General features: G+C 73.2%; 23 protein-coding genes. 14 read left to right on the forward strand and 9 right to left on the reverse strand.

Annotation, left to right across the window (positions count from 1 at the left end; translation table 11 throughout):
* Window positions 1–73 precede the first annotated feature (73 nt).
* Complete coding sequence (locus ACFYUV_RS30850) at window positions 74–517, forward strand: Lrp/AsnC family transcriptional regulator (protein WP_387674211.1); 444 nt, start codon at window positions 74–76, stop codon at window positions 515–517.
* On the opposite strand, the gene ACFYUV_RS30855 is transcribed toward ACFYUV_RS30850, so the two are convergent.
* The 7 genes from ACFYUV_RS30855 to ACFYUV_RS30885 are packed head-to-tail and all read right to left on the reverse strand — an operon-like array spanning window position 495 to window position 6,653.
* Window positions 495–1,733: a carboxylesterase family protein gene (locus ACFYUV_RS30855; RefSeq protein WP_387674214.1), complete on the reverse strand. Its 1,239-nt coding sequence runs from the start codon at window positions 1,731–1,733 to the stop codon at window positions 495–497. The genes ACFYUV_RS30850 and ACFYUV_RS30855 overlap by 23 nt on opposite strands.
* Window positions 1,730–2,707, reverse strand: coding sequence for an amidohydrolase family protein (locus tag ACFYUV_RS30860; RefSeq protein WP_387674358.1), 978 nt, complete (start codon window positions 2,705–2,707; stop codon window positions 1,730–1,732). The genes ACFYUV_RS30855 and ACFYUV_RS30860 overlap by 4 nt, the downstream gene beginning before the upstream one ends.
* A 2-nt stretch (window positions 2,708–2,709) precedes the next feature.
* Complete coding sequence (locus ACFYUV_RS30865) at window positions 2,710–3,252, reverse strand: 3-hydroxyanthranilate 3,4-dioxygenase (protein ID WP_357981713.1); 543 nt, start codon at window positions 3,250–3,252, stop codon at window positions 2,710–2,712.
* A complete protein-coding gene (locus tag ACFYUV_RS30870) occupies window positions 3,249–3,674 on the reverse strand; it encodes a RidA family protein (RefSeq protein ID WP_357981716.1) in 426 nt (141 codons plus the stop codon). Before ACFYUV_RS30870 ends, ACFYUV_RS30865 begins: the two co-directional genes overlap by 4 nt.
* The gene (locus ACFYUV_RS30875) at window positions 3,671–4,417 is read right to left on the reverse strand and encodes a 2-keto-4-pentenoate hydratase (RefSeq protein ID WP_387674217.1); all 747 of its coding nucleotides are present in this window, start codon (window positions 4,415–4,417) and stop codon (window positions 3,671–3,673) included. Before ACFYUV_RS30875 ends, ACFYUV_RS30870 begins: the two co-directional genes overlap by 4 nt.
* Window positions 4,414–5,211: a 2-keto-4-pentenoate hydratase gene (locus ACFYUV_RS30880; RefSeq protein WP_387674220.1), complete on the reverse strand. Its 798-nt coding sequence runs from the start codon at window positions 5,209–5,211 to the stop codon at window positions 4,414–4,416. Before ACFYUV_RS30880 ends, ACFYUV_RS30875 begins: the two co-directional genes overlap by 4 nt.
* A gap of 8 nt (window positions 5,212–5,219) precedes the next feature.
* Entirely contained in the window at window positions 5,220–6,653 is a 1,434-nt protein-coding gene (locus ACFYUV_RS30885; RefSeq protein ID WP_387674223.1) for a 2-hydroxymuconic semialdehyde dehydrogenase, read from the reverse strand.
* 173 nt (window positions 6,654–6,826) lie between these two features.
* Between ACFYUV_RS30885 and ACFYUV_RS30890 the strand changes: the two genes are divergently transcribed.
* From ACFYUV_RS30890 to ACFYUV_RS30900, 3 genes are read left to right on the forward strand one after another with little or no spacing between them, the layout of a single operon-like run.
* Window positions 6,827–8,137 (forward strand): MFS transporter, encoded by a 1,311-nt coding sequence (locus ACFYUV_RS30890; protein WP_358299276.1) that lies wholly within the window; start codon window positions 6,827–6,829, stop codon window positions 8,135–8,137.
* A gap of 31 nt (window positions 8,138–8,168) precedes the next feature.
* Entirely contained in the window at window positions 8,169–9,137 is a 969-nt protein-coding gene (locus ACFYUV_RS30895) for a LysR substrate-binding domain-containing protein (protein WP_364338849.1), read from the forward strand.
* Between the two features lie 4 nt (window positions 9,138–9,141).
* Window positions 9,142–9,801: a GntR family transcriptional regulator gene (locus tag ACFYUV_RS30900; RefSeq protein WP_387674228.1), complete on the forward strand. Its 660-nt coding sequence runs from the start codon at window positions 9,142–9,144 to the stop codon at window positions 9,799–9,801.
* 119 nt (window positions 9,802–9,920) lie between these two features.
* Here ACFYUV_RS30900 and ACFYUV_RS30905 read toward each other — a convergent pair whose 3' ends face one another.
* Window positions 9,921–11,114, reverse strand: coding sequence for an amidohydrolase (locus ACFYUV_RS30905; RefSeq protein ID WP_387674231.1), 1,194 nt, complete (start codon window positions 11,112–11,114; stop codon window positions 9,921–9,923).
* A gap of 141 nt (window positions 11,115–11,255) precedes the next feature.
* Here ACFYUV_RS30905 and ACFYUV_RS30910 point away from each other — a divergent pair, with 141 nt between their 5' ends.
* From ACFYUV_RS30910 to ACFYUV_RS30955, 10 genes are all read left to right on the forward strand, one after another.
* Window positions 11,256–12,212: a helix-turn-helix transcriptional regulator gene (locus ACFYUV_RS30910; RefSeq protein WP_387674233.1), complete on the forward strand. Its 957-nt coding sequence runs from the start codon at window positions 11,256–11,258 to the stop codon at window positions 12,210–12,212.
* A 369-nt stretch (window positions 12,213–12,581) separates the two neighbouring features.
* Entirely contained in the window at window positions 12,582–12,956 is a 375-nt protein-coding gene (locus ACFYUV_RS30915) for an STAS domain-containing protein (protein WP_387674236.1), read from the forward strand.
* A 191-nt stretch (window positions 12,957–13,147) separates the two neighbouring features.
* A complete protein-coding gene (locus ACFYUV_RS30920) occupies window positions 13,148–17,401 on the forward strand; it encodes a HAMP domain-containing protein (protein WP_387674361.1) in 4,254 nt (1,417 codons plus the stop codon).
* A 25-nt stretch (window positions 17,402–17,426) separates the two neighbouring features.
* Window positions 17,427–19,775, forward strand: a complete 2,349-nt coding sequence (locus ACFYUV_RS30925; RefSeq protein WP_387674238.1) for a SpoIIE family protein phosphatase — start codon at window positions 17,427–17,429, stop codon at window positions 19,773–19,775.
* A gap of 114 nt (window positions 19,776–19,889) precedes the next feature.
* Window positions 19,890–20,366: an ATP-binding protein gene (locus ACFYUV_RS30930; RefSeq protein WP_387674241.1), complete on the forward strand. Its 477-nt coding sequence runs from the start codon at window positions 19,890–19,892 to the stop codon at window positions 20,364–20,366.
* 19 nt (window positions 20,367–20,385) lie between these two features.
* A complete protein-coding gene (locus ACFYUV_RS30935) occupies window positions 20,386–20,730 on the forward strand; it encodes a YciI family protein (RefSeq protein WP_387674364.1) in 345 nt (114 codons plus the stop codon).
* The gene (locus tag ACFYUV_RS30940; RefSeq protein ID WP_387674243.1) at window positions 20,727–21,953 is read left to right on the forward strand and encodes an RNA polymerase sigma factor; all 1,227 of its coding nucleotides are present in this window, start codon (window positions 20,727–20,729) and stop codon (window positions 21,951–21,953) included. Before ACFYUV_RS30935 ends, ACFYUV_RS30940 begins: the two co-directional genes overlap by 4 nt.
* Window positions 21,954–21,985: 32 nt before the next feature.
* Window positions 21,986–22,573 (forward strand): ArsR/SmtB family transcription factor, encoded by a 588-nt coding sequence (locus tag ACFYUV_RS30945; RefSeq protein ID WP_387674246.1) that lies wholly within the window; start codon window positions 21,986–21,988, stop codon window positions 22,571–22,573.
* Window position 22,574: 1 nt separating this feature from the next.
* The gene (locus ACFYUV_RS30950) at window positions 22,575–23,300 is read left to right on the forward strand and encodes an SRPBCC domain-containing protein (protein WP_387674249.1); all 726 of its coding nucleotides are present in this window, start codon (window positions 22,575–22,577) and stop codon (window positions 23,298–23,300) included.
* Window positions 23,301–23,307: 7 nt separating this feature from the next.
* Window positions 23,308–23,790, forward strand: a complete 483-nt coding sequence (locus tag ACFYUV_RS30955; RefSeq protein WP_352329954.1) for a metallophosphoesterase family protein — start codon at window positions 23,308–23,310, stop codon at window positions 23,788–23,790.
* On the opposite strand, the gene ACFYUV_RS30960 is transcribed toward ACFYUV_RS30955, so the two are convergent.
* The gene (locus ACFYUV_RS30960; RefSeq protein WP_387674253.1) at window positions 23,783–25,891 is read right to left on the reverse strand and encodes a molybdopterin-dependent oxidoreductase; all 2,109 of its coding nucleotides are present in this window, start codon (window positions 25,889–25,891) and stop codon (window positions 23,783–23,785) included. The genes ACFYUV_RS30955 and ACFYUV_RS30960 overlap by 8 nt on opposite strands.
* Window positions 25,892–25,937: the final 46 nt, after the last annotated feature.

Raw genomic sequence — 25,937 nt, forward strand, 5'->3', positions numbered from 1 at the left:
AGGCTATATCGCCATATAGGCTTATCTTTCGGTATAAATCATAATTTGGGGCTTACGAACGGAAGGCGTGATCGTGGACGAGACCGACTGGGAGTTGCTGCGCGAACTCCAGGACAACGCCCGGCTCTCCCTCAAGGAGTTGTCGCGCCGGGTCCACCTGTCCGCGCCCTCGGTGGCCGACCGCGTACGGAAGCTGGAGGAATCGGGCGTGATCACCGGCTACCACGCGGCGGTGGACCCGGTGCGGGCCGGCTGGCCGGTCTCGGCCTTCATCCGCATGTCCTGCTACGGCACCCGCTGCGTGCTGCGCGACCCCGAGGTGGCCGGCTGGCCGGAGGTCCGCGAGATCCACCGGGTCACCGGCGACGTGTGCAGCATCCTGCGGATCGTGGCCGTCTCCATGGTCGCCTTCGAGGACCTGATCGACCGCCTGGCGGTCTACGGCCCGCCCTCCAGCACCATGATCCTGTCCACCCCGCTCCCCGGCCACCCCCTCACCACCCCCGACGGCCCGTGAGCCCGTCCGCCTCGCGGCCGGCCCGGGTGATCCACGGGCCCGTGCCGTCGTGGCAGAAGCGGGCGAAGGTGGTGCTCATCGAGTGGGACAGGGCGTCCACCTGGGGGCCCGTGCCGGTCAGCGGGCTTCCGTGGGTGCCGAGGTAGAGGGGGACGTCGGCCAGGTGGCAGGCGCCCAGGGCGACGCCGGCGTGGCTCATCGGCGAGCGGTGCCCGCAGACGTGGTGCCCGGCGGGGCCGTGATGGGCGTCGGCGAGCTCCTGGGCGGGCCCGGCGAAGAGCTCGCCGGTGTCCAGGCCGTCCTGGCCGATCGCGGTGAACAGGCGGGTCTCCTCGGCCGTCGTCGTCACCAGCAGCGGGACGCGCGCGGCGGCGCCCGTCCGGACGGCCTCCACCGGGTGGACGGCCAGCAGGTCGCCGTCCACGACGGGCGCGGCGGGCAGCAGCCCCGCGGCCGGGGCGCAGGCGCGTACGGCGGCCTCCTCGGCGGCCAGCAGCCCCGCGAGCGGCACGGCGTACGGGTCGCCGCCGAGCGCGGAACGCGCCACCGAGGTCCAGTCGGCGGCCTCGGCGGGCGTGCGGAACCCGTACGGGACGGGGCTCATCGCCGCCGCCCGCGCGAACAGGCCGGGCGCGCACGTCATCAGGGCCAGCACGCAGGTGCCGCCCGCCGAGTGCCCGGCCAGGGTGACGTTCGCCGGGTCGCCGCCGAAGGCCGCGATGTTGGCGCGCACCCACTCCAGGGCGGCGATCTGGTCGCGCAGCGCCAGGTTGGCCGGCACGCCGTCGCCGTGCCAGAAGCCCGGCAGGCCGAGCCGGTAGTTCACGGTCACCACGACCAGGCCGTGGTCACGGGCGAGCGCGGTGCCGTCGTACATCGCCTGGGAGCCGGAGCCGAAGACGAACGCGCCGCCGTGCAGGAACACCAGCACCGGGCGGCGCCCCTCGGCGGAGGGCGTCCAGACGTCGAGGAACAGGCAGTCCTCGGCCGACGTGGCCGGGTCGATCTCCAGGCCCGGCACCCAGGCCATGCGGCCGGGCCGCTGCGGGGCGGGCGGGCCGGGGGTGCGGGCGTCCGCGACGCCCCGCCAGGGGCGCGCGGGCTCCGGCGCGGCCAGGCGGCGGGCGGGCGCGGCGTAGCGCACGCCCTTGAACGCGCTCACGCCGCCGGCCCGGACGCCGCGCAACGCCCCGAGCGGCGTCTCGGCGACCGTCATCCCCCGAGCCCCAGGAAGGCGGCGGCGTTGCCGCCCAGGACGGCGGCGCGGCCCTGCTCGTCCAGCTCGGCGCAGGCGCGCACGACCGCGCCCGGCTCCTGCTCTCCCAGCGGGAACGGGAAGTCGGTGCCGAGCATGACGCGCTCGGCCCCCATCACCTCGATCAGCAGCCGCAGGGCGCGCGGGTCGAACACCGCGGAGTCCACGTAGAAGCGGTTGGTGTAGGCCGACGGCGGCCTGGGCGAGTGCTCGCGGACGATGTCGCGCTGGTGCCAGGCGTTGTCGGCCCGGCCCAGCAGGTAGGCGAAGCTGCCGCCGCCGTGGCAGAAGCACAGCCGCAGCGAGCCCGGCAGCCGCTCGAACGCCCCGGACAACATCAGCGACAGGATGCCGAGGTGGGTCTCGGCCGCCATGCCGACCAGCCACGGCATCATGTGGCCGCGCATGCGGTCGGCGCCGAGCATGTCCCAGGGGTGGACGAGCACCGGCATGTCCTGCTCGGCGCAGTGCGCGAGGAAGGCGACGATGTCGGGGTCGTCCAGGTTGCGCGGGCCGACGTGGTTGCCGATGTGCACGCCGCGGTGACCGGCGGCCTTGGCCTCGGTGACGGTCTTCGCGGCCAGTGCGGCGTCCTGCAAGGGCACCTGGCACAGCGGCAGCAGCCGGTCGGGGGCCTGCGCGCAGTGGTCGAGCACGCGGTCGTTGACCATGGCGCACCACTCGGCGGCGCGGGCCGGGTCGGCCGCGTAGCCGAACAGCAGCGGGGTCGAGGAGACCGCCTGCACGGCCACCCCGGTGCGGTCCATGGCGGCCACGCGGGCCCCGGCGTCCCACAGCTCCGGCGTGACCGGGCGGTAGTCGTCCTCGCCGCTCATCATCATGCCGTCGCGCAGCCACGGCTCGCCGGCCCCGGCGAGCGTCCTGGCCTCCTCGCGGGAGATCCGCGGGAAGACGTGCGCGTGCACGTCGATCATGGTCACCGGACCACCGGCCGCAGGTGGTCCGGCCAGTCCTTGCCGGGGTGCTCGGCGCCGCAGTGGGGGCAGGTGCGGTCGCCCTCGTGGAAGGCGCGGAAGACCGGCGGCAGGTCGTCCACGATCGACTGGAGCTGCACCTCGGCACGGTGGACCAGCCGGTGGCAGTTGACGCAGTACCACTCGAAGGCGTCCAGCGCGCCCTGCGGGCGGGCGAACTCCACGACCAGGCCGATCGAGCCGGGCACCGGCCGCTGCGGCGAGTGCCGCACGTGCGGCGGCAGCAGGAAGACGTCGCCCTCGCCGATCTGCACGTCCACCGGCGGCTTGCCCTCCTCCTCCATGACCCGCAGCACCATGCCGCCCCGCAGCTGGTAGAAGAACTCCTCGATCGGGTCGTCGTGGAAGTCGGTGCGCTGGTTGGGCCCGCCCACGATCGTCACCATGAGGTCGGCGTCCTTCCAGATCTGCGCGTTGCCGACCGGCGGCTTGAGCAGGTCCTGGTGCTCGTCGATCCACTTGTTCAGGTTGAAGGGGGGGATCATGCCTGGCTCCTTTGGGGGATGAGGGCGGTGCAGGAGATCTCGATCAGCAGGTGCGGGTGCGGGAGCTGGTGGACGGCGACGGTGGTGCGGGCCGGGCCGCTCTCGTCGAAGTACTCGCCGTAGACCTCGTTGTAGCCGCCGAAGTCGTTCATGCTGACCAGGTACGCGGTCACGTTCACCACGTCGTCCAGGCCGCCTCCGGCGGCGGCCAGCAGGTCGGCGATGTTCTCGATCACCGCCCTGGTCTGCTCGCGGATGTCGAGGCTGGTGGTGCCCAGCTCGTCCGCGCTCGCCCCGGCGAAGGAGCCGTCGGGGCGGCGGGAGCTGGTGCCCGACACGAACACGAAGTCGCCGGCCCGCTTGACGTGCGGGAACCGGCCGCGGGGCCGGGCCTTGCCCTCGACCAGCAGCGCGTCGCTCATCGGGTGGTCACCTCCACGTGTCCGAGGCCGGCGGCGCCGACGCGTACGTGCGCCCCGGCGGGCAGCGGCAGCGCCGCCGTGGCCGCGCCGGCCAGGACGATCCAGCCGGCCTCCATCTCGATCCCGGCGGCCCTGGTCAGCCGGGCGGCCGCGGTCAGCGCGCGCAGCGGGTGGCCGAGGATGGCCGCCGACGAGCCGCCGGCGACCTGGCGGCCGTCGATCTCCATGACCAGGCCGAGGTTGCCGAGGTCGCCGGCGTCCTGCGGGCGGCGCCAGGGGCCGACGCCGAAGCCACTGGCCGAGGCGTTGTCGGCGATGACGTCGGGCAGGGTGAAGCTGAAGCCCTCGTAGCGGGAGTCGAGCACCTCGTAACCGACCGCGACGCCGCCGACGGCCGAGGCCACGTCGGCCGTGCCGCGCACCGGCCGGTCCAGCAGGAACGCGATCTCCGGCTCGATCCGCGGGTGGATCAGGCCGGCGGTGTCGAGCCGGGACTCCACCAGCATGGCGTCGGTGAGCAGGCCCCAGATGACGTCGTCCACGCCCATCTGGGCCATCTTGGCGCGGCTGGTGAAGCCCATCTTGACGCCGATGATCCGCTCGCCGCGGGCCAGCCGCCGTTCGATCAGGGCGCGCTGGACCTCGTACGCGGCGGGCACGTCGAGGTCGGCCGTGTCGGTCAGGCGGGGGATGGCGCGGCCGGTCAGGGTGGCCTCGTCCAGGCGTTCGGCGAGCGCGTTCACCGCTCCTCCTTCTCGTCGTCGGCGGCGAAGGCGGCGCGGACGTCGCCCAGCCCGTCGATGCGGGCCTCCAGCACGTCGCCCGGACTCACCGGGACGACCGGGCCGAGCGCCCCGGTCAGCACGGTGTCGCCCGCCCGGAGCGGGCGGCCGAGCGCGGCCAGCGTGTCGGCCAGCCAGACCGCGGCGTGCAGCGGGTGGCCCAGGCAGGCCGCGCCGACGCCGGTCGAGACCTGCTCGCCGCGCCGTTCGATGACCATCCCGGCCAGCCGCAGGTCCACGTCGCGCAGCGGGACCGGGCGGTTGCCGAGCACGTACAGGCCGGAGGAGGCGTTGTCGGCGACGGTGTCGGCCAGGGTGATGTCCCAGTCGCGGATGCGGCTGCCGACGACCTCGATCGCGGGCAGCGCGAACGCCGTCGCGGCGATCACGTCGGCGACCGTGTGGCGCTCGTGCGGCAGGTCGCGGTCGAGCACGAGCGCGACCTCGGCCTCGGCGCGCGGCTGGAGCACCGCGCCGGCCGGGATCTCCGCGCCGTCGGGCACCGCCATGTCGGCGAACAGCACGCCGAAGTCGGGCGAGCCGACGCCGAGCTGCGCCTGCACGGCCTTGCTGGTCAGCCCGACCTTGCGGCCGGTGATCCGCCTGCCCTCGCCGAGCCAGTGCTCGGTGAGCAGGCTCTGCACCGCGTAGGCCGCCTCCAGGCCGTCGACCAGGTCGCGGACCGGCTCGCACGGGCGGCCGGACGCGTACGCCTCCAGCAGCCGCGCGGCGGCGGCGCGATGGTTGTCTGTCACTTCAGTCCTCATATCTTGACGCACACGTTGACCGGCTCGGAGAAGAAGTCGAGCGAGTACTCGCCGCCCTCACGCCCGATGCCGGAGGCCTTCACGCCGCCGAACGGGGTGCGCAGGTCGCGCAGGTTCCAGCAGTTGACCCAGACGATGCCGGCCTGGATCCGGGGTGCCACGCGGTGGGCGCGCGACAGGTCGGTGGTCCACACGGTGGCGGCCAGGCCGTACGGGCTGTCGTTGGCCAGCCGGACGGCCTCCTCCTCGTCGTCGAAGGGGGCGACGTGGCAGATGGGGCCGAAGACCTCCTCGCGGACGGTCCTGGCGTGCGGCGGCAGGCCGGTGATCACGGTGGGCTCGACGTGGAAGCCGCCGTCGCGGGCGTCGCCGAACTCCGGCACGCCTCCTCCGGCCAGCACCGTCGCGCCCTCCTCGACGGCGAGGCGGTAGTAGGACAGCACCTTGTCGCGGTGCTGGGCCGAGATCATCGGCCCGTAGCCGCGCAGGCCCCTGGCCCGCTCGGCCAGTGCCTGGGTGAACGCCTCGAAGATCGGGCGCTGGACGTAGACGCGCTCGGTGCACAGGCAGATCTGGCCGGAGTGGGTGAAGCTGGAGCGGATCGTGCCCTCGACGGCCTCCTCCAGGTCGGCGTCGGCGAAGACCAGGGCCGGGTTCTTGCCGCCGAGCTCGAAGGAGACCGGGGTGACGTGCGCGGCGGCGTTGCGCATGATGGCGCTGCCGGTGGCCGAGGCGCCGGTGAAGGCGATGGCGTCCACGCCGGGGTGCGCGGTCAGGTGCTCGCCGGCCGCCCCCGCGCCGTGGCCGTGGACCAGGTTGAACGCGCCGGCCGGCAGGCCCGCCGCGTCGATCACCTCGGCCAGCAGGGTGGCGGTGGAGGGGGTCTCCTCCGACGGCTTGGCGACGACGGCGTTGCCCGCGGCCAGGGCCGGCGCGACCTTCCAGGTGAGCAGCAGCAGCGGCAGGTTCCACGGCGAGATGACGGCGACCACGCCGAGCGGGCGGCGCACGGTGTAGTTGAGCGCCTGCCCGCTGCCGCTCCAGGCCGGGACGCTGGTGTTGTAGGCCCGTTCGGGACGGCCGTAGGCCAGGTCGGCGTAGGCGCGGAAGTTGCCGGCGGCGCGCGGGATGTCCACCGTCGCGGCCAGCTCGCGCGGCTTGCCGGTGTCGGCGGCCTCGGCCTCGACGAACTCCTCGAACCTGGCCTCGATCCCGTCGGCGATCCGGCGCAGGTACGCGCACCGCTCCTCGGTGGAGGTGGCGCCCCAGGGGCCGTCGAGGGCGGCGCGGGCGGCCCGGACGGCCTCGTCGACGGTCTCGCGGGACGCCTCGGGGACGGCTCCGACGGTGCGGCCGTCGACGGGCGAGATGAGGGGGAAGTCGGTCCCCGCCGTCGTGAAGACGCCGTTGACGTAGTGCGCGGGCTTCATGGTCGACATTCTGCTGATCGCTCGACATAACAGTCCAATACCGAAATGTCGCCTGGCTATCCTTATTTCGTTATATGTCGGTTCTGCTATGCCTGCCGACCGAATCGGTATTCGTTCTGGCATACCACCAGCGTGCATCCTCTTCCGTACCCTCATTCGGAAGGCACAGAGAGATGGACACAGATCGCCGCCTGGCCGCCCGCCGCGTCTCGCGGGCCGCCTTCATCGGCACCGCCATCGAGTGGTACGACTTCTTCCTCTACGGCACCGCCGCGGCCCTCGTCTTCAACAAGCAGTTCTTCCCCGCCATGGACCCGGTCGCCGGCTCCATCGCCTCCTTCGGCACCATGACCGTGGGATTCCTGGCCCGCCCGCTCGGCGGCATCGTCTTCGGCCACTTCGGCGACCGGATCGGGCGGCGCAACACGCTCGTCGTCTCGCTGCTCATCATGGGGATCGGCACCACGCTGATCGGCGTGCTGCCGACGTACGACAGCCTGGGCGTGTGGGCGGCGGTGCTGCTCGTGGTGATGCGCGTCGCCCAGGGCATCGGCCTGGGCGGCGAGCTCGGCGGCGCGGTGGTGCTGACGATGGAGCACGCGCCGAAGGGCCGGCGCGGCCTGTTCGGGGCGTTCCCGATGATGGGCACCCCGGCGGGCATGTTGTGCGCCAACGCCGTCTTCCTCGGCACGTCCTCGCTGCTGGGCGAGGAGAGCTTCATGGCCTGGGGCTGGCGGGTGCCCTTCCTGCTCAGCATCGTGCTGGTGGCGGTCGGCCTGTACCTGCGGCTGCGCATCGAGGAGAGCCCCGACTACGCCGACCTGGTCGAGCGGCGCAAGCCGGTCAAGCTGCCGATCGCGGTGGTGTTGCGCGACCACTGGCGCGAGGTGGTGCACACGATCGGCGTGATCATCGGCAACAGCGCGCTGGCCTACATCTTCATGGTCTACATCCTCGGCTACGGCGAGGCCGCGGCCGGCCTGTCGCGGACGTTCCTGCTGAGCTGCGTGATCGGCGGCGCCGCCGTCTGGCTGGTCACCGCGCCGCTGTGGGCCCACCTCGGCGACCGGCACGGGCTGCGTGCCGTCTTCACCTGGGGCTCGGTGGTGCTGCTGGCCGGCGCCCTGGCGATCCTGCCGGTCGTCAATACCGGCAACAAGCCGCTCATCGCGGTGTTCATGCTGGTGATGGGCGCGGTGCTGGCCATGACGCACGCGCCGCAGGGCACGCTGACCGCCAGCTTCTTCCCGGTCGCCATCCGGTACTCCGGCACGTCGGTCGCCTACCAGCTCGCCTCGCTGCTGGGCGGCGGGATCACGCCGCTGGTGGCCGCCTCGCTGTTCGCCTCGACCGGGACCTCGCTGTCGATCACCGCCTACCTGACCGTGGTGACGGTCATCAGCCTGGTCGCCGCCCTGGTGATCCCGCGCAACGACGCCGAGCGCCTGGGTGACCAGCCGGTTCCCGCCGACATAGCGAAATAGGGCAGGTTCGCCCTGGCCATATGATGATTTCGTGATATCTCGTCCGCTGGACCTGCTGAGCGGCCGGCTCAAGCTGCGGCACCTCGTGCTCGTGACCACCATCGCCGAGCAGGGCGGCGTCCTGCGCGCCGCCGAGCACCTCCACCTGGCCCAGCCCGCCGTGACCCGGGGGCTGCGGGAGGTGGAGCAGATCCTGGGGGTGGAGCTGTTCACCCGCGGATCGCGCGGCGTCACCCCCACCCTCTTCGGCGAGGCGTTCATCGACCACGCCCGTGCCGTGCAGGCCGAGCTGCGCCGCGCGGGCGAGCGCATCGCCGGCCTGGCCGACGGCACGGCCGGCACGGTCACCGTCGGCACCCTGCTGGCCGCCACGAACGTGCTGCTCCCCCGCTCGATCGCGGCGCTCAAGGCCGAGCGGCCGGGCATCACCGTGATCGTCAAGGAGGGCACCTTCGACTCGCTGGTCCCCCAGCTCACCGGCGGCGACCTCGACCTGATCCTCGGCCGGCTCAACCCGATCGAGGACCGCCCGGACCTGCGCCAGATCCCGCTCTACAACGAGCCCGTGCTGCTGGTCGCCCGCGCCGGGCACCCGGCGGCGCACGCCCGCGCGCTGGCCGGCCTGCTGGACTACCCGTGGATCCTGCCGCTGGAGCAGACCTCGCTGCGACGGGAGCTGGAGCAGGTGTTCCACCGCAACGGGCTGCCGCTGCCGCCCGACCGCACCGAATGCAGCTCCATCCTGACGATCCGCTCCCTGCTGCTCGGCACGGACATGATCGCCGCCCTGCCCGCCCTCTTCGTCAGGACCGACCCCCAGCTCCTCGAACTCCAGGTGCCGCTGCCGTCGGTGCGCCGCTCGGTGGGCGCCACCCTGCCCGGGGCCCGCGCCCTGACGCCCGCGGGCAAGGTCATGCTCGCCCATCTCCAGCAGCAGGCACGCCGCCTCGACACCGGGGACGCGGACAGCCCGTCCGGTGCGGCGCCGGTGGGAGACTGAGGGCATGGTGGCAGGAGCCGGGTTCGAGCCCGAGTCCGTACGCGTCATCCGGCGGCTGCGCGACGACATCCTCGACGGCGTCCGCCCGCCGGGCAGCAAGCTCGTCGAGCGCGACCTGGCCACCGAGCTCGGCGTGAGCCGGGTGCCGGTGCGCGACGCCCTGGCCACCCTGGCCGCCGAGGGGCTGGTGACGTTGCGGCCCCGCACCTGGGCCGTGGTGCGCGAGTTCACCGCCCGCGACGTCGCCGACCTGGTGGAGGTGCGTTCGGCGTTCGAGGCCGTCACCTTCCAGCTCGCCGCCCGGCGGCACGACGCGCAGGGCCTGCGGCGGCTGCGCGCCGACCTCGACGCGGAGCTGCGGGCGGCGCGCGCCGGCGACGCGGTCCGCGCCCGGCGGGCCGCCGCCGACTTCCACGAGACGGCCACCGCCATCGCGGGCAACGACCTGCTGGTCGAGGTGGGGCAGGTGCTGCGCAGCCGGATGCGCTGGCTGCTCGGCCGGCACGACGACCTCCAGGCGGTCGCCGACGAGCACCGCGAGCTCTACGAGGCGATCGCCGCCCGCGACGTGACCCGCGTCGGCGAGCTGGTCGCCCGGCACGTGGCGACCAGCTCCCGGCTCATCGGGGAACACGCCGACCGGCAGCGGTCCGGCACTCCCTGACCCGGCGCGGGGCGTCAGGCGACCCCGCGCGGGCGTCAGGCGTCCCGGAGCACGTCGCGGGCGTCAGGCGTCAGGCGTCAGGCGTCAGGCGTCAGGCGTCAGGCGTCAGGCGTCAGGCGTCAGGCGTCAAGGAGCACGTCGCCGTCGCGGGCGACCACCCGGCCGCCGGCGACCACGAGCGCCCGCGGCGGCACCCGCACGAGCGCGTCCGGCACGTTCTCGGCGTCCACGAGCACGACGTCGGCCCGCGCCCCCGCGACGAGGTCGTGCCGGTCCCGGTGCACGAACGGCGCCGCCTTGGTGGTGGCCAGCTCCACGGCGGCGGTGAGCTCGTCGTCGGAGCGCAGCCCGTGCAGCCGGGCGAAGCCGAGGGCGATGCGCAGCAGGTCGCCGTCGCCGAACGGCGACCACAGGTCCCTGATCCCGTCGGTGCCGAGGCCGAGGCCGATGCCGCGCTCGGCCATGCCCCGCCACGGGAGGGGCGCGGTGCGCACCGGCGCGACCGTCGCCCAGGAGATGCCCGCCGCGGCGAGGTCGTCGAGCAGGCCGCGCTGGCGTTCGGGGGCCAGGTCGCCGAGGGCGAAGCCGTGGGAGACGGTGACCTTGCCCTGCAGGCCGGTCCTGAGCGTGCGGTCGATGATCAGCTCGTACTGGAACGCGCCGAGCTCGCCGCCGTCGTGCAGGTGGATGTCCAGGCCGACGCCGCGGCGCTCGGCGATCTCGAACAGGCCGTCGAGCTGGGCGACCGGGTCCCGGTCGATGGTCGCGGGGTCGATGCCGCCGATGCTGGTGGCGCCCGCCCGCGCGGCCTGGTCGAGCAGGTCGAGCACGCCGGGCCGGCGGACGACGCCGTCCTGCGGGAAGGCCACGATCTCGACCTCGATCGCCCCGTCGAGCCGTGCCGCGGCCTCGCGCACGGCCTCGATGCCGCGCAGCCCGACCCCGAGGTCGACGTCGACGTGGGTGCGGGTGGCCGTGGTGCCGTGCCGCAGGAACTCGCGCAGCACCGCCACCGTGCCGTCGACACCCGGGATGCCGTACTTGTCCCGTTCGGCGCGCTCGTGCTCGATGCGGCCCTGCGTGGTCGCCACACCTCCGTACGACACCCAGGGCCGGCCCCACCAGCTCTTGTCGACGTGGGCGTGGGCGTTGACGAATCCGGGCAGGGCCAGCAGGCCGCGGCCGTCGATGTGCTCGCCGGCGGGCGGGGTCGTCCCGGCCGGGAGCACGGCGGCGATCCGGGTACCGTCGATGGTCAGGTCCACGGGCGCGCCGCCCCAGGGGCGCACGTTGGAGATCGTCCAGGAAGTCACCTGAAAAATGGTATACCAAAAGCGGATCGTCCCTGGCAGAGGGCCCTGTCCCGTCGGCGGCCGCCCGTTGTCGTAGCCGTTTGGGAAAATCGGCACGGGCCGCGGCAGGCGCGGTCCCCCCGACCGGAGAGAGGTGGTCCGATGGGCCCAGAGGTCTTCGACAGCCGTGACATCGGCCAGACGGAGGAGTTCCTCAGCAAGGCGTACGCCAAGATGCGCATCGGCTCCGACGTGAAGAACCCCCGCACCCAGATCTCCCGCCAGGTCATGGGCTCGGTCAGCATCGACCGGCTCAACCTCGAATACGCGATGAGCTTCGACGTCAACCCGCTCGGCAAGGTGTGCCTGTGCGCGGTCGAGACCGGCACCATCGCCCAGCAGGTCGCCGGCGGGCCGGACGAGCTCTTCGGCCCCGGCGACACGGTGTTGTTCGCCCCGCACGACCTGCCCTACAGCGGCGAGATCCGCCGCTCGCGCTACGACATCATCATGTTCGACCCCGCGCTGCTGCAGCAGATGGCCGGCACGCTGCCCGGCCGCCGGGCCGAGCCGGTCCGGCTGGTGGGGCACCGTCCGGTCTCCGCCGCCGCCGGCCGCCATCTGCGGCGCACGCTCGCCTACCTGCGCGACGACGTCCTGGCCGCCCCCGAGCTGGCCGCCGAGCCGCTGGTCGTCTCCACCGCCGGGCAGCTCCTGGCCGCCAGCGTGCTCACCACCCTGCCCACCGACGCCGACGACGCCGCCCCCGGCTCCGCCCGTCCCGAGGCGCTGCGCCGGGCGACGGCCTTCATCGACGACCACGCCGACCTGCCCATCGGCATCGACGAGATCGCCACCGCCGCCCGGGTCAGCGCCCGCGCCCTCCAGTACGCCTTCCGCCGGCACCTCGGCACCACCCCGCTGGGCTACCTGCGCCAGGCCCGGCTGGCCCGCGCGCACGCCGAGCTGAAGACCGGCGATCCCGCCACCACGGTGACCGCGGTCGCCGCCCGCTGGGGCTTCTTCCACCCCGGGCGCTTCGCCCAGCTTTACCGGGCCGCCTTCGGCTGCTCGCCCGGCGACACCCTCCGCTCCGCGGCCGAGCTCCGCCACGACTGATCCACTGATGTCCTGTTTCGTTCTGTGGACAGGAGTGAGCCGGATTCTTCGCCTGATGTGCTGACCCGCCACCGCCGAAGGCTCAAGGGTTGGAGGCGAGCACCGATCGCCGCGGCACGGAGGAGATGATCGCGATTGAGTCCCGGCCGTAGCGGCGACATGGCGCGTCCGCGGCGAGGGCGTAGCCGCAGGCCAGGCGATCGAGAGGCAGCACAGTCGGGGTGGCCGCGCCCTCCGGGCGACCGCGTCGGTCCCGTGACCGAGCCGATCCCGCCGCCGGCCTGTGATGCCTGACCTCCTTCGTCCGCCGCCACACCCGTCCCCTTCAGGCCGGACGGGCCTTCGTGCTGCCCGGCCTCCGGTGACGGCGTGACCCCTCTGAGCCTGAGCTGCCGCGACCTGCCCGGCGGCGTGCTGGTGACCGTGATCGGCGAGCTCGATGCCTCCAACTCGACGCGGCTGGAGTCCTTCACCGAGCGGCACCTGCGGCCCGGGGCGGGCATGGTGCTCGACCTGGGCGGGCTGAGCTTCATGGACAGCCGCGGCCTGCACGTGTTGTTACGCCTCAACGCCGCGGTGCTCGAACACGGGGGCGTCCTGCGCCTGGCCGGCGTGCAGGAGCTGCCCGCGCGCGTCCTCCAGGTCACCGGCGTGTGGTCCTCGCTGACCGTCCACGCCGGCGTGGGCGACGCCGTGGCCGCGATGGGCGCGCAACGCCCCGACAGCCTCCGCGAGTCGTCGTGAGCGGTCCCCGCCGCACCTCGGCGTTCGGGGCTGAAGATCATGAGTGCCGGCTCTAGAATCCGGATGACCAACAACCATGACTGTTCCGTCGACGACCTCGATCATGGCCTGCTGATCAGGGCCGTTCGCGAGGTCACCGGCAGGGCAGTCCCGACAACGTCGTAGGACACGAGGGTGACATGAGCGAAGCGATGACCGGTGGCTCCCGTTCCGCGTCCGGGGGCGCCGAGGTCGGCGAGCTTCGGCTGCGTCAGCTGCTCGGCGGGCTGACGGCGGTCCGGGACGGCGATTTCCGTACCCGGCTGCCCGAGGACGCCGACGGGCTGCTGGGTGAGATCGCCTCGGTGTTCAACGGCATGGTCGACCAGTTGTCGTTGTTCACCTCCGAGGTGACCCGGGTGGCGCGTGAGGTCGGCACGGACGGGCGGCTGGGTGGTCAGGCCGATGTGCCGGCGGTGTCGGGCACGTGGAAGGACCTGACCGAGTCGGTGAACGCGATGGCAGGCAACCTGACCGACCAGGTGCGCAGCATCGCGCAGGTGACGACGGCGGTGGCGCGGGGTGACCTGTCGCAGAAGATCACCGTGCACGCGCGCGGGGAGATCCTGGAGCTGAAGAACACCGTCAACACGATGGTCGACCAGCTCTCCTCGTTCGCCGACGAGGTCACCCGGGTGGCGCGTGAGGTGGGCACCGAGGGTCAGCTGGGCGGTCAGGCCGAGGTGGAGGGGGTCGCGGGCACCTGGCGTGACCTGACCGACTCGGTGAACTTCATGGCGGGGAACCTGACCGATCAGGTGCGGAACATCTCGCAGGTGGCCACGGCGGTGGCGCGGGGTGATCTGTCGCAGCGGATCACGGTGTCGGCTCGTGGGGAGATCCTGGAGCTGAAGAACACGCTCAACACGATGGTCGATCAGTTGTCGTCCTTCGCCGACGAGGTCACGCGGGTGGCGCGTGAGGTGGGCACGGACGGGCGGCTGGGCGGTCAGGCCGATGTGAAGGGCGTGTCGGGCACGTGGAAGGCGTTGACGGAGTCGGTCAACGTGATGGCCGACAATCTGACGGCGCAGGTGCGCAGCATCGCCGAGGTGACCACGGCGGTGGCCAAGGGTGACCTGACGCAGAAGATCCGGGTGGATGCCCGGGGGGAGATCCTGGAGCTGAAGGAGACCATCAACACGATGGTCGACCAGCTGTCGGCCTTCGCCGACGAGGTCACCCGGGTGGCGCGTGAGGTGGGCACCGAGGGCAACCTGGGCGGCCAGGCCACCGTCCGGGGCGTGTCGGGCACCTGGAAGGACCTCACCGACAACGTCAACGTCATGGCGTCGAACCTGACGAGCCAGGTGCGCAGCATCGCCCAGGTGGCCACCGCCGTCGCCCGCGGCGACCTGTCACAGAAGATCACCGTCGAGGCCAAGGGCGAGGTGGCGGCGCTCGCCCAGACGATCAACACCATGGTCGACACGCTGAGCGCGTTCGCCGACGAGGTCACCCGCGTGGCCCGCGAGGTCGGCACCGAAGGCCAGCTCGGCGGCCAGGCCCGCGTCCCGAACGTGGCCGGCACCTGGAAGGACCTCACCGACAACGTCAACTCGATGGCCGACAACCTGACCAACCAGGTGCGCAGCATCGCCCAGGTCACCACGGCGGTGGCCAAGGGCGACCTGACCAGGAAGATCGACGTCGACGCCCGCGGCGAGATCCTGGAGCTCAAGACCACCATCAACACGATGGTCGACCAGCTGTCCTCGTTCGCCGCCGAGGTCACCCGCGTGGCTCGCGAGGTCGGCAGCGAAGGACGCCTCGGCGGCCAGGCCGAGGTCGAGGGCGTCTCCGGCACCTGGAAGCGGCTGACGGAGAACGTCAACGAGCTGGCCGCCAACCTGACCCGGCAGGTGCGCGCCATCGCCGAGGTCACCAGCGCGGTCACCTCCGGCGACCTGACCCGCTCGATCACGGTCGATGCCGAGGGCGAGCTGGCCGACCTGAAGGACAACATCAACTCGATGGTCAAGTCGCTGCGCGAGACCACGACCGCCAACGAGCAGCAGGACTGGCTCAAGTCCAACCTGGCCCGCATGTCCGGTCTCATGCAGGGCCACCGCGACCTGGCGGCCGTCGCCGAGCTGGTGATGAACGAGCTGGCCCCGCTGGTCAGCGCCCAGTACGGCGCGTTCTTCCTGGCCGAGGAGAACGAGCTCCAGCTCATCAGCGCCTACGGCTACCCGGCCGACCCGGGCAGGCCGACCCGGTTCCGGCTCGGCGAGGCGCTGGTCGGCCAGGCCGCCCGCAGCCGCCGGGTCATCGCCGTCGACGACGTGCCCTCCGGCTCCGTCCGGATCTCGACCGGCCTCGGCACGATCGAGCCCGCCTCGGTGGTGGTGCTGCCGATCGTGGTCGAGGAGCAGGTGCTCGGCGTGATCGAGCTGGCCTCGGTGCAGGCGTTCACGCCGGTCCACCGGGCCTTCCTCGACCAGCTCATGGAGACGATCGGCGTCAACCTCAACACGATCGTCGCCAACGCCCGCACCGACGAGCTGCTGGCCGAGTCGCAGCGGCTCGCGGCCGAGCTGCAGGCCCGGTCGGAGGAGCTGCAGCAGCAGCAGGAGGAGCTGCAGCGCTCCAACGCCGAGCTGGAGGAGAAGGCCACGCTGCTGGCCCGCCAGAACCAGGACATCGAGACCAAGAACCTGGAGATCGAGCAGGCCAGGCAGGAGCTGGAGGACCGCGCCCACCAGCTGACGCTGGCCTCGACGTACAAGAGCGAGTTCCTGGCGAACATGAGCCACGAGCTGCGCACCCCGCTCAACTCGCTGCTCATCCTGGCCCAGCTGCTGGCCCAGAACCACACGCGCAACCTGACGCCCAAGCAGGTCGAGTACGCCGAGATCATCCACTCGGCCGGCTCCGACCTGCTCCAGCTGATCAACGACATCCTCGACCTGTCCAAGGTCGAGGCGGGCAAGATGGACATCAACCCCGAACGCGTGCCGTTGCGCCAGCTGCTGGACTACGTCGAGGCCACGTTCCGGCCGATGACGTCGCAGAAGAGCCTCGACTTCACGATCACCAACGCCCCCGGCATCCCGGTGGAGGTCGTGACCGACGACTCGCGCCTGCGCCAGGTGCTGCGCAACCTGCTGTCGAACGCGGTCAAGTTCACCGAGACCGGCAGCGTCGAGCTGCGCATCGAACCGGCCGCCCAGGACGAGCTGCCCGCCTCGGTGCGCCAGCACGGCGCGGCCGTCGCCCTGAGGGTGGTCGACACCGGCATCGGCATCGCCGCCCAGCAGCTCGAAGCCATCTTCGGCGCGTTCCAGCAGGCCGACGGCACCACCAGCCGCAAGTACGGCGGCACCGGCCTCGGCCTGTCCATCAGCCGCGAGATCGCCCACCTGCTCGGCGGCGCGATCAGCGCGCAGAGCACGCCGGGCCAGGGCAGCGTGTTCACCCTCTACCTGCCGATCGCCCGGCCGGACTTCATCGGGCTCTCCCCGAAGAAGGCCCTGGCCGACCCCTCGGTGATCGTCGAGTCCGCCCGCGTCACCACGTCCGAGCAGGAAGCGGCCGCGCCGGCCAGGTCCCACCAGCCGCAGCCGCGCCGCCTGCTGGTGATCGAGGAACGGCCGCAGGGCCTGCTCTCGCACGTGGCCGAGAGCGTGGTGACGGAGCTGGCGCTGAGCAAGGACGAGACGATCGAGATCGTCACGGCCGCCGGAGCGCAGGAGGCCGCGGCCACGCTCGCCGCCGACCCCTGCCACTGCATCGTGCTCGACCTCGACCTGCCCGACCAGAGCGCCTACCGCCTGCTGGAGGCCATGGACGGCGACCAGGCCCTGAACTCGGTGCCGGTCCTGGCCTACAACAACTGGCGGGCCAGCTCCCAGCAGGCGGTGCCGTTGCAGACGCGCGAGGGCGGCCAGCCGCTGGAGCTGCTGTCCAGCCTCGACGAGCTGCGCGAGCGCATCGCCCTGCACCTGACCGCCGACCAGCCCGGCGACGTGCTGCCGCTGATCCGGGCCGGGAACGTCAACCAGCTCGCCGGGGCCGAGATCGACACCTCGCTGACGGGCCGGACGGTGCTGATCGTCGACGACGACGCCCGCAACCTGTTCGCGCTGACCAGCATGCTGGAGGTGCACGGCATCGACGTGCTGCACGCCGAGGACGGCCGCAAGGGCATCGACACGCTCGTCGCCCACCCGCAGATCGACCTGGTGCTGATGGACGTGATGATGCCCGAGATGGACGGCTACACCGCCACCGCCCGCATCCGCGCGATGGCGCAGTACGCCGACCTGCCCATCATCGCGGTCACGGCCAAGGCGATGCCGGGCGACCAGGAGAAGGCGCTGGCAGCCGGCGCGAGCGACTACGTGACCAAGCCGGTCGAGGCCGACCATCTGGTCGAACGCATCCGTCACTGGCTCGGCGCCTGACCCGTCCCCCTCAAGGAGCAACGCTGTGCACCACCAGCACGATCCGGCGGCCGCCGTGCCGCCGGAGCGTACCGAGCCGCCCAATCTCGGCCGCCTGGCCGCGACGGTCGACCGCCTGCACAACCAGATCCTGGAGGCCCAGCGGGCCGCCGAGGGCCGCGCCCTGGTCGAGGTCGCCAAGGGCGTGCTGGTCGAGCGCCTGCAGTGCAGCCTGGCCACCGCCGCCAGGCAGCTCGCCACCCTGGCCGACCAGGCGGGGGTGACGCAGCTCGAACTGGCCGCCGACATCATCAACCAGGCCGCCCACGACCGCATCAGCGAGGCCGCCCGCGACTTCCTCAGCTCGGCCCGCGCCGAGGAGTCGGCGGAGGTGGCGGTGCGGCTGCGCACCGCCGAGAACGGGGCGCTGACCGCCACCGACGCGCAGGCCGTGGCGCAGTCGCTGCTGGAGCAGGCCCTGTCCGCGCTCGGCGCGACGACGGTGGCCATCTGGGAGGCCGGGCCCGACGCGTCCCTCACCCTGGCCGGGTACGCGGGGCTGGCCGACGAGGAGGCCAGGCGCTGGCGTTACGTGCCGCCGGGCGTGGCCACGCCGGCCCGCCGCGCGCTGCTGGAACGCGGCACGGTGTGGCTGGACGACCTGGCCGCCGTCGGGCTGCCCTCGATCGGCCAGCGCCAGACCCCCGGCGCGCGGGCGACCGCCCCGGCCGGGACGGGCGGCCGGATCCTGGGCGTGCTGGAGATCGGCTGGCCGCACGCGATGCCGCAGCCCGGCGCGCGGATCGTCAAGCAGATCGAGGTGCTGGCCGACCTGTGCGCCCACACCTTCGAGACCACCGACCAGGCCGTGCACGAGCCGCAGGTGCTGCCCGAGCTGATCGACCTGGCCGACGCGCTGCCGGACGCGGCGCTGGTGCTGCGCCCGCAGCTGGGCACCGAGGGCCGGCTGACCGACTTCCGCATCGTGCACGCCAACCCGCGCTTCCTCGACCCCGCCGGGCGGCCGCGCGGCGAGGTCGTCGGGAGCCTGTTCCTGGAGGCGTACCCGCTGGCCGCCGAGGAGGGCGCGCTGCTGGCCAGGATCGAGCACGTGCACGCCACGGGCGAGACCTTCAGGGCCGAGAAGATGACGATCACGGCCCTGGTGGACCAGATCCCGCTGCACACCGTCGCGGGCATCGCGATCATCCGGCTCGGCGACGGCGTGCTGCTCATCTGGCGGCTGCAGGACCAGGACGCCCAGCTCGCCAACCTGCTCCAGCACGCCCAGCGCCTGGGCCGCATCGGCGGCTTCGAGGAGAACCTGCTCACCGGCGAGATCGTCTGGAGCGCCCAGCTCCACGACCTGTACGGCATGTCCCTCGACGAGCCGCCCATCCCGCTGGAACGCCTGGCCACGCACGCCCACCCCGACGACGCCGTGGCCATCGGCCGGTTCGTCCGGGCCGTGCTGCACCACCGCCGTCCGGCCTCCACCGCCTACCGGCTGCAGCGGTCCGACGGCACCGTGCGGCACATCAGAGTGGTCGCCGAGCCGGTCTTCGACGACAGCGGCCTGCTGCTGTCCATCCGCGGCGCCTACCAGGACATCTCCTCCCAGCACTGGACAGAGGTGGCGCTGGCCGCCACCCGCGACCAGCTCGCCCACACCGAGCAGCAGGCCGCCGAGCGCAACCGGCTGGCCCTGCAGCTCCAGCAGGCGATCATGCCGCCGAGCCGGGAGCCGCTGGAGGCGTTCGACCTGCAGATCGCCGTGCGCTACCGGCCGGCCGAGAAGGAGCACCTGGTCGGCGGCGACTGGTACGACGCGGTCGTGCTGCCCACCAAGCAGATCCTGCTGTCGGTCGGCGACGTCGCCGGGCACGGCATCGAGGCGGCCACCGGCATGGTCGTGCTGCGCAACGCGCTGCGCGGCCTGGCCGCCACCGGCGCCGGGCCGGGCCAGCTGCTGACCTGGCTCAACCTGGTCGCCCACCACCTGACCGCGAACGTCACGGCCACCGCGATCTGCGGGCTGTTCGACCCCCGCACCCGCGTGCTGCGCTACGCCAGGGCCGGGCACCTGCCGCCCATCCTGGTCCGCGACGGCCAGGCCAGGGAGCTCGACATGACCAAGGGCCTGCTGCTCGGGGCGGTCGCCGAGGCCGAGTACGAGGAGACGCACGTCCAGCTCGCCTCCGACGACATCCTGCTCATGTACACCGACGGCCTCATCGAACGGCGGGACGTCAACCTGCACGAGTCCCAGCAGCGGCTCCTGGACATCGCCCGGCACCCCGCGGCCACCCTGGAGCAGCGCCTCGACCACCTGCTGACGCACAGCAACTCCGACACCGACGACGACACGTGCATCATCGGCGCCCGCCTCCAGTAGCCGTCCGCGCCGCGGCCGGGCGGCCCGGGAGTTTGCCGGGCTTGCGTCTGGTAAGCAACCAAAGCCGGGTCCCCCGCCACGCCACACCCAGGCAGGACTGATCAGACCATGGGCATGGAACCGGAGCTACGCTGTCCCATCAGCACCGATCTCGACGCCATCCGCCGCCTCGTACGCGACCACGCCGGCCGCGGCGGGCTGTCCGGTGAGCGCCTGGACAACTTCGTGCTGGCGGTCAACGAGGCGGTCACCAACGTCCTCGACCACGGCGGCGGCACCGGCACCCTGCTGGCCCGCACCGACTCCGGCGGCGTCACGGTGGAGATCGCGGACGAGGCCGGCCGGCTCAGCGCCGCCCACCTGGCCGCGGCCGAGCACGGCCGCGCCCACTCGGCGGGGTTCGGCTTCGGCCTGTGGCTGATCCAGCACCTGTGCGACCGCGTCGAGCTCGACCAGAGCCCGCGGGGCTCCCGGTTACGCCTGCACATGAGCGTGCGGACCGCCGCCGACCGGCCGCCCGGCACCCTCGTCCCGCAGGGCTGCGACCCGGTTGAACCCGGCCGGGCCCGGCCGGATTTCCCGGAACCCTAGGATGAGGCAGGTGAAATACATGCTGCTCATCTACAGCAACCCCGCCGCCCAGCAGGCCGTCGCCGACGGGTTCGACCAGGTCATGGCCGAGGTCGACGCGCTCATGGCCGAGCTGGAGGCCAACGGCGAGCTGGCCGGGGGCCAGGCGCTGGGCGACCCCGCCTCCTCCAAGACCGTGACGGTGCGCGACGGCGTGCCCGCCGTCACCGACGGCCCCTTCCTGGAGGCCAAGGAGTACCTGGCCGGCTATCTGATCGTCGACTGCGCGAGCGTCGAGCGGGCCACCGAGATCGCCGCGCGCTGGCCGGACGCGCGTCTGTGCGCCATGGAGGTGCGGCCCGTCATCGACGAGGTGGCGGAGTGATCGAAGGGCTGCTGCGCGAGCTGGCGCCGCAGGTGCTCGGCGTGCTCGTCCGCCGTTACGAGCAGTTCGACGCCTGCGAGGACGCCGTCCAGGAGGCCCTGCTCGACGCCGCCGTGCAGTGGCCCGACCAGGGCGTGCCGGACAACCCGCGGGCCTGGCTGATCACGGTCGCCTCCCGCCGGGTCATCGACCACTTCCGCAGCGAGAGCGCACGCCGGCGGCGGGAGGAGAGCGCGGCGGCCGCCGTCCCGGCCGACGAGTTCGTCGAACCGGCGCCGGGCGAGGAGCGCACGCCGTCCGGCGACGACACGCTGACGTTGCTGTTCCTGTGCTGCCACCCGTCGCTCTCGGAGCCCTCGCAGCTCGCGCTCACGCTGCGGGCCGTGGGCGGCCTGACCACGGCGCAGATCGCGGCGGCGTTCCTGGTGCCGGAGGCGACGATGGCCCAGCGCATCAGCCGGGCCAAGCAGCGCATCAGGTCCACGGGGGTGCCGTTCGGGCCGCCGCCGGAGCCGGAGCGGGCCGAGCGGCTGCGCGTGGTGCTGCACGTGCTCTACCTGATCTTCAACGAGGGTTACACCGCCACCTCCGGACCCGACCTGCAACGGCCCGAGCTGACCGGCGAGGCGATCCGGCTGGCCCGGCTCGTCCACCGGCTGCTGCCCGGCGACGGCGAGGTCGCCGGGCTGCTGGCGCTCATGCTGCTGACCGAGGCGCGGCGGGCGGCGCGCACCGGGCCGGGCGGCTCGCTGGTGCCGCTGACCGAGCAGGACCGCTCGTCGTGGGACCGGCGGCTGATCGAGGAGGGCGTCGAGCTGGTCAGCAAGGCGCTGGCCACCAGCGCGCTGGGCCCGTACCAGTTGCAGGCGGCGATCGCGGCCGTGCACGACGAGGCGCCCACCGCCGCCGAGACCGACTGGCCGCAGATCCTGGCGCTCTACGGCGTGCTGGCCGGGCTGGAGGACAACCCGGTGGTCCGGCTCAACCAGGCCGTGGCCGCCGCCATGGTGCACGGCCCGCGGGCCGGGCTCGACCTGCTCGACGGCCTGGCCGCCGACGACCGGCTCGCGGGCCACCACCGGCTGGCCGCGGTCCGCGCCCACCTGCTGGAGATGGAGGGCGACGCGGAGGGGGCGGCGCTGGCCTTCCGCGAGGCGGCCCGGCGGACGCTCAGTCTGCCTGAGCAGCGCTATCTGGAGGGCAAGGCCGCCCGGCTGGCTTGACAACGATTTTTTTCGGTGCGATCGTTTCAGGCATGCACGAAGTGGCAGCGATCGAAGACGCGGCGGCCGCCGAGGCGTCGCTCGACCCGATGCGGTCGAAGTTGCTGGCGGAGCTGGTCGAGCCGGGCTCTGCCACGTCCCTGGCCGCCAAGGTGGGCCTGGCCCGGCAGAAGGTCAACTACCACCTGCGCACCCTCGAACGCCACGGGCTGGTCGAGCTGGTCGAGGAGCGCAGGAAGGGCAACGTCACCGAACGCGTCATGCAGGCCACGGCCGCCTCCTTCGTGATCTCTCCCACGGCCCTGGCCGCCGTGCAGCCCGATCCCGCCCGGTCCCCCGACCGGCTGTCGGCGCGCTGGCTGCTGGCCCTGGCGGCGCAGCTCGTCCGCGACGTCGGCACGCTGATCACCGGCGCGGCCAAGGCGCAGAAGAAGGTGGCCACGTTCGCCATCGACGGCGAGGTGCGCTTCGCCTCGGCCGCCGACCGGGCCGCGTTCGCCGAGGAGCTGGCGCAGTGCGTCACCTCGCTGGTCAGCAAATATCATGACGAGTCCGCGGAGGGCGGACGGGACCATCGTCTGGTCGTCGCCGTGCACCCGTCCGTGAAGAAGGGTTCCTGAGGTGGGGCGCGAGTTCGAGATCCCCCTTGAGTCCATGGTCGAGGCGACGCCCGAGCAGGTGTGGGCGGCCATCACCACCGGGCCGGGCATCGACTCGTGGTTCATGGGCCGCAACGAGGTCGAGGGCGGCGCGATCCGCACCGCCTTCGCCGGGGCCGAGCTGCCCGAGTCCAGGGTGACCGCCGAAGACCCGCTCAAGCGTTTCGCCCACTCCGGCGTCCCGGGCCCCGACGGCCGTTTCGTGGCCTACGAGTTCCTGCTGGAGGGCCGCGGCCAGGGCAGCACCCTGCTCCGCATGGTCACCAGCGGCTTCCTGCCCGGCGACGACTGGGAGCAGGAGTACGAGGCGATGTCCACGGGCCTGGCCCTGTTCTTCGCGACGCTGACGGAGTACCTCGGCCACTTCGCCGGCCGGGCCGCGACCCCGCTCACCGAGTCCGGCCCGCCGGTGAGCGACTGGCCGCGCGCCTGGCGGGCCCTGTACGCCGCCCTCGGCGGCCGCCCCGAGCCCGGCGACACCGTCCGGCTCGCGCCGCCCGGTCTGCTCCCGGTCCAGGGCGTGGTCTACGTCCGCAACGCCCAGAGCGTCGGCGTCCGCACCCCCGACGCCCTCTACCGGTTCGTCCAGGGCATGGGCGGCAGCCTGCTCGCCATGCACCTGCTGTTCGGCGACCCCGCGGGGCAGGCTCCGGCCTGGCGGGCCTGGCTGGAGGATCTGCGGGCATGACGTCCGGATGAACGTGGTGGCGCTGTCCGACACCCACGCGCCCCGGCGGTGGCGCGCCTGCCCGCCCCGGGTGGCCGAGCACCTGCGCGGGGCCGACGTCATCCTGCACGCCGGGGACGTCTGCGTGCGCTCGGTGCTCGACGAGCTGGCCGCCTACGCCCCGGTGCACGTGGTGAAGGGCAACAACGACGGCCCCGACGTGGTGGCGCCCGAGACGCTGGAGCTGACCCTGGAGGGCCTGCGGATCGGGATGATCCACGACAGCGGGCCCGCCAAGGGCCGCCTGGCCCGGCTGCGCCGCCGCTTCCCCGAGGCCGCCCTGGTGGTCTTCGGCCACTCGCACATCCCGCTCGACGAGTCGGGCGAGGGGCTGCGCATCTTCAACCCGGGCTCCCCCACCGACCGCCGTCGCCAGCCGCACGGCACGATCGGGCTGCTGACCGTCGAGGACGGCGTCCTGACCCGCGCGGAGATCGTGCCCGTCAGCTGAGCGGCTCGACGGTGACCGGCTCGACGGTGACCGGCACGCCGTTGAGCGCCGCCGTGCCGGTGAGCTCGTCCAGGAGGCAGGGGTCGGTGAGGTCGTTGGCGCTGGCGCCCCCCAGCGTGGCCGCGACCGACAGCAGCACGCCCGGCCGGTCGTGGCCGTAGCCGTGGGGCAGGCTGACCACGCCGGGCATGACGTCCTCGCTCGCGCTGACCTCCACCGTCACCTCGCCGCTGCGGGAGCGCACCCGGACCGGCGCGCCGTCGGTGAGCCCGCGGGCGCGCAGGTCGCCGGGGTGCATGAGCAGGTGGTGCCGGGGGCGGCCCTTGGCCAGCCGGGCGGAGTTGTGCAGCCAGGAGTTGTCGTCGCGCAGGTGCCGGCGGCCGATCAGCAGCAGCCCGGCGGGGGCGGGGGCCAGCAGCTCGGCGCGGGCGCGGGCGAGCCCGTCGAGCAGGACGGGCGGCGCGGCCTGGACGCGGCGGCCCGGCGTGCGCAGCCGGCCCGGCAGGCTCGGCTTGAGCGGGCCCAGGTCCAGCCCGTGCGGGTGGCGGCGCAACCGCGCCACGCTCAGCCGGTACGGCCCCGCCCGCAGCCCGAGGTCCACGATCCGCTCCGGCGAGAGCCGCAGCATGAGCCGGTCGGACAGCGACCCGGCCCGGACCAGGCGGCGGTACCGACGGGCCAGCTCGCGCAGGATCTCCCAGTCGTGCCGGGCGCCGGGCGTCCTGGGCAGCACGGCCGGGGTGTAGCGGGCGTGGTCGCGGACCGCGACCAGGTTGAAGACGAGGTCGTAGTGGTCGCGTTCGAGCAGGTCGGTGGGCGGCAGGATGACGTCGGCGTGCCGGGTGGTCTCGTTGACGTAGAAGTCGAGGCTGACCATGAAGTCGAGCCCGGAAAGGGCCCGCGACAGCTCGTGCCCGCCGGGGGCCGAGCGCACCGGGTTGCCGGCGATGGTCGCCAGCGCCCGCACCTGCCCTGCGCCGGGCGTGCGGATCTCCTCGGCGAGCGCCGCGGCGGGCAGCTCGCCGCCGAACTCCGGCAGGCCGCGCACCCGGCTGCGCCACCTGCCCTCGTGGCCGGGGTCGATCAGGCGGTTGCGCACCGGGTCGACGGCCGGTCTGCTCATCAGCGTGCCGCCGGGCCGGTCGAGGTTGCCGGTGACCAGGTTCAACAGCTGGATCCCCCACTGGCACAGGGTGCCGAACCGCTGGGTGGACACGCCGATCCGGCCGTAGGCGGCGGCGCTGGGGGCGGCGGCGAACTCGGCCGCGACCCGGGTGATCACCTCGGCCGGCACGCCGGTGACGGCCGCGGCCCGCTCCGGCGTGAACGCCTCCAGCGCCGGGGCCAGCCGGTCGAGCCCGTCCACGTAGGGCGCGGGACGGGCGGCGCCGCCGCCGACGATCAGGCCGACCATGGCCAGGATCAGCGCGGCGTCGGTGCCGGGACGGACGAAGTGGTGCTCGTCGGCGAGGCGGGCGGTCTCCGTGCGGCGCGGGTCGAACAGGACCATCCGGCCGCCGCGGGCGCGCAGGTCGCGGATGCGCCGGACGACGCCGGGCGCGCTCATCACGCTGCCGTTGGAGACGGCCGGGTTGGCGCCGAAGGCCAGGAAGTAGGCCGTGCGGTCGATGTCGGGCACGGGGAGCAGCCACTGGCTGCCGTACAGGTGGCGGGCGACGTACTGGTGCGGGAGCTGGTCGAGGGAGGCGGCGGAGTAGCGGTTGCGGGTGCCCAGCAGGCGGGCGAACGGCGGCGCGTGCGTCAGCGCGCCCAGGCTGTGGACCACCGGGTTGCCGAGGTAGACGGCCACGGCGTCGGGGCCGTGCACGATGCGCGTCCCGGCCAGCCGGGCGGCGACCAGGTCGAACGCGTCCGCCCAGGGGACCTCGCGCCAGCCGTCCGGGGTGCGGACCACGGGACGGCGCAGCCGGTCGGGGTCCTCGCGCACGTCCTGCAGGGCCACCGCCTTGGGGCACAGGTGCCCGGCCGACAGCGGGTCGTCCTCGTCGCCGCGGATGCCGGTGATCCGGTCGCCGTCCAGGTCGACGCGCAGGCCGCACATGGCCTCGCACAGGTTGCAGGTCGCGAGCCGGGTCACCATGTGACCAGGCTATGAGCGGACGCGCCCGTCCCCGAGCCGCCACCCC

The organism is Nonomuraea sp. NPDC003560, assembly GCF_042878785.1.
In the GTDB taxonomy this organism is placed as follows: Bacteria; Actinomycetota; Actinomycetes; order Streptosporangiales; family Streptosporangiaceae; genus Nonomuraea.

Coding starts and splice junctions, on each gene's coding strand:
- ACFYUV_RS30855 (WP_387674214.1), bottom strand. CDS start 1,733: ATGACGGTCGCCGAGACGCCGCTCGGGGCGTTGCGCGGCGTCCGGGCC.
- ACFYUV_RS30860 (WP_387674358.1), bottom strand. CDS start 2,707: ATGATCGACGTGCACGCGCACGTCTTCCCGCGGATCTCCCGCGAGGAG.
- ACFYUV_RS30865 (WP_357981713.1), bottom strand. CDS start 3,252: ATGATCCCCCCCTTCAACCTGAACAAGTGGATCGACGAGCACCAGGAC.
- ACFYUV_RS30870 (WP_357981716.1), bottom strand. CDS start 3,674: ATGAGCGACGCGCTGCTGGTCGAGGGCAAGGCCCGGCCCCGCGGCCGG.
- ACFYUV_RS30885 (WP_387674223.1), bottom strand. CDS start 6,653: ATGAAGCCCGCGCACTACGTCAACGGCGTCTTCACGACGGCGGGGACC.
- ACFYUV_RS30890 (WP_358299276.1), top strand. CDS start 6,827: ATGGACACAGATCGCCGCCTGGCCGCCCGCCGCGTCTCGCGGGCCGCC.
- ACFYUV_RS30900 (WP_387674228.1), top strand. CDS start 9,142: ATGGTGGCAGGAGCCGGGTTCGAGCCCGAGTCCGTACGCGTCATCCGG.
- ACFYUV_RS30910 (WP_387674233.1), top strand. CDS start 11,256: ATGGGCCCAGAGGTCTTCGACAGCCGTGACATCGGCCAGACGGAGGAG.
- ACFYUV_RS30920 (WP_387674361.1), top strand. CDS start 13,148: ATGACCGGTGGCTCCCGTTCCGCGTCCGGGGGCGCCGAGGTCGGCGAG.
- ACFYUV_RS30930 (WP_387674241.1), top strand. CDS start 19,890: ATGGAACCGGAGCTACGCTGTCCCATCAGCACCGATCTCGACGCCATC.
- ACFYUV_RS30935 (WP_387674364.1), top strand. CDS start 20,386: ATGCTGCTCATCTACAGCAACCCCGCCGCCCAGCAGGCCGTCGCCGAC.
- ACFYUV_RS30945 (WP_387674246.1), top strand. CDS start 21,986: ATGCACGAAGTGGCAGCGATCGAAGACGCGGCGGCCGCCGAGGCGTCG.
- ACFYUV_RS30955 (WP_352329954.1), top strand. CDS start 23,308: ATGAACGTGGTGGCGCTGTCCGACACCCACGCGCCCCGGCGGTGGCGC.
- ACFYUV_RS30960 (WP_387674253.1), bottom strand. CDS start 25,891: ATGGTGACCCGGCTCGCGACCTGCAACCTGTGCGAGGCCATGTGCGGC.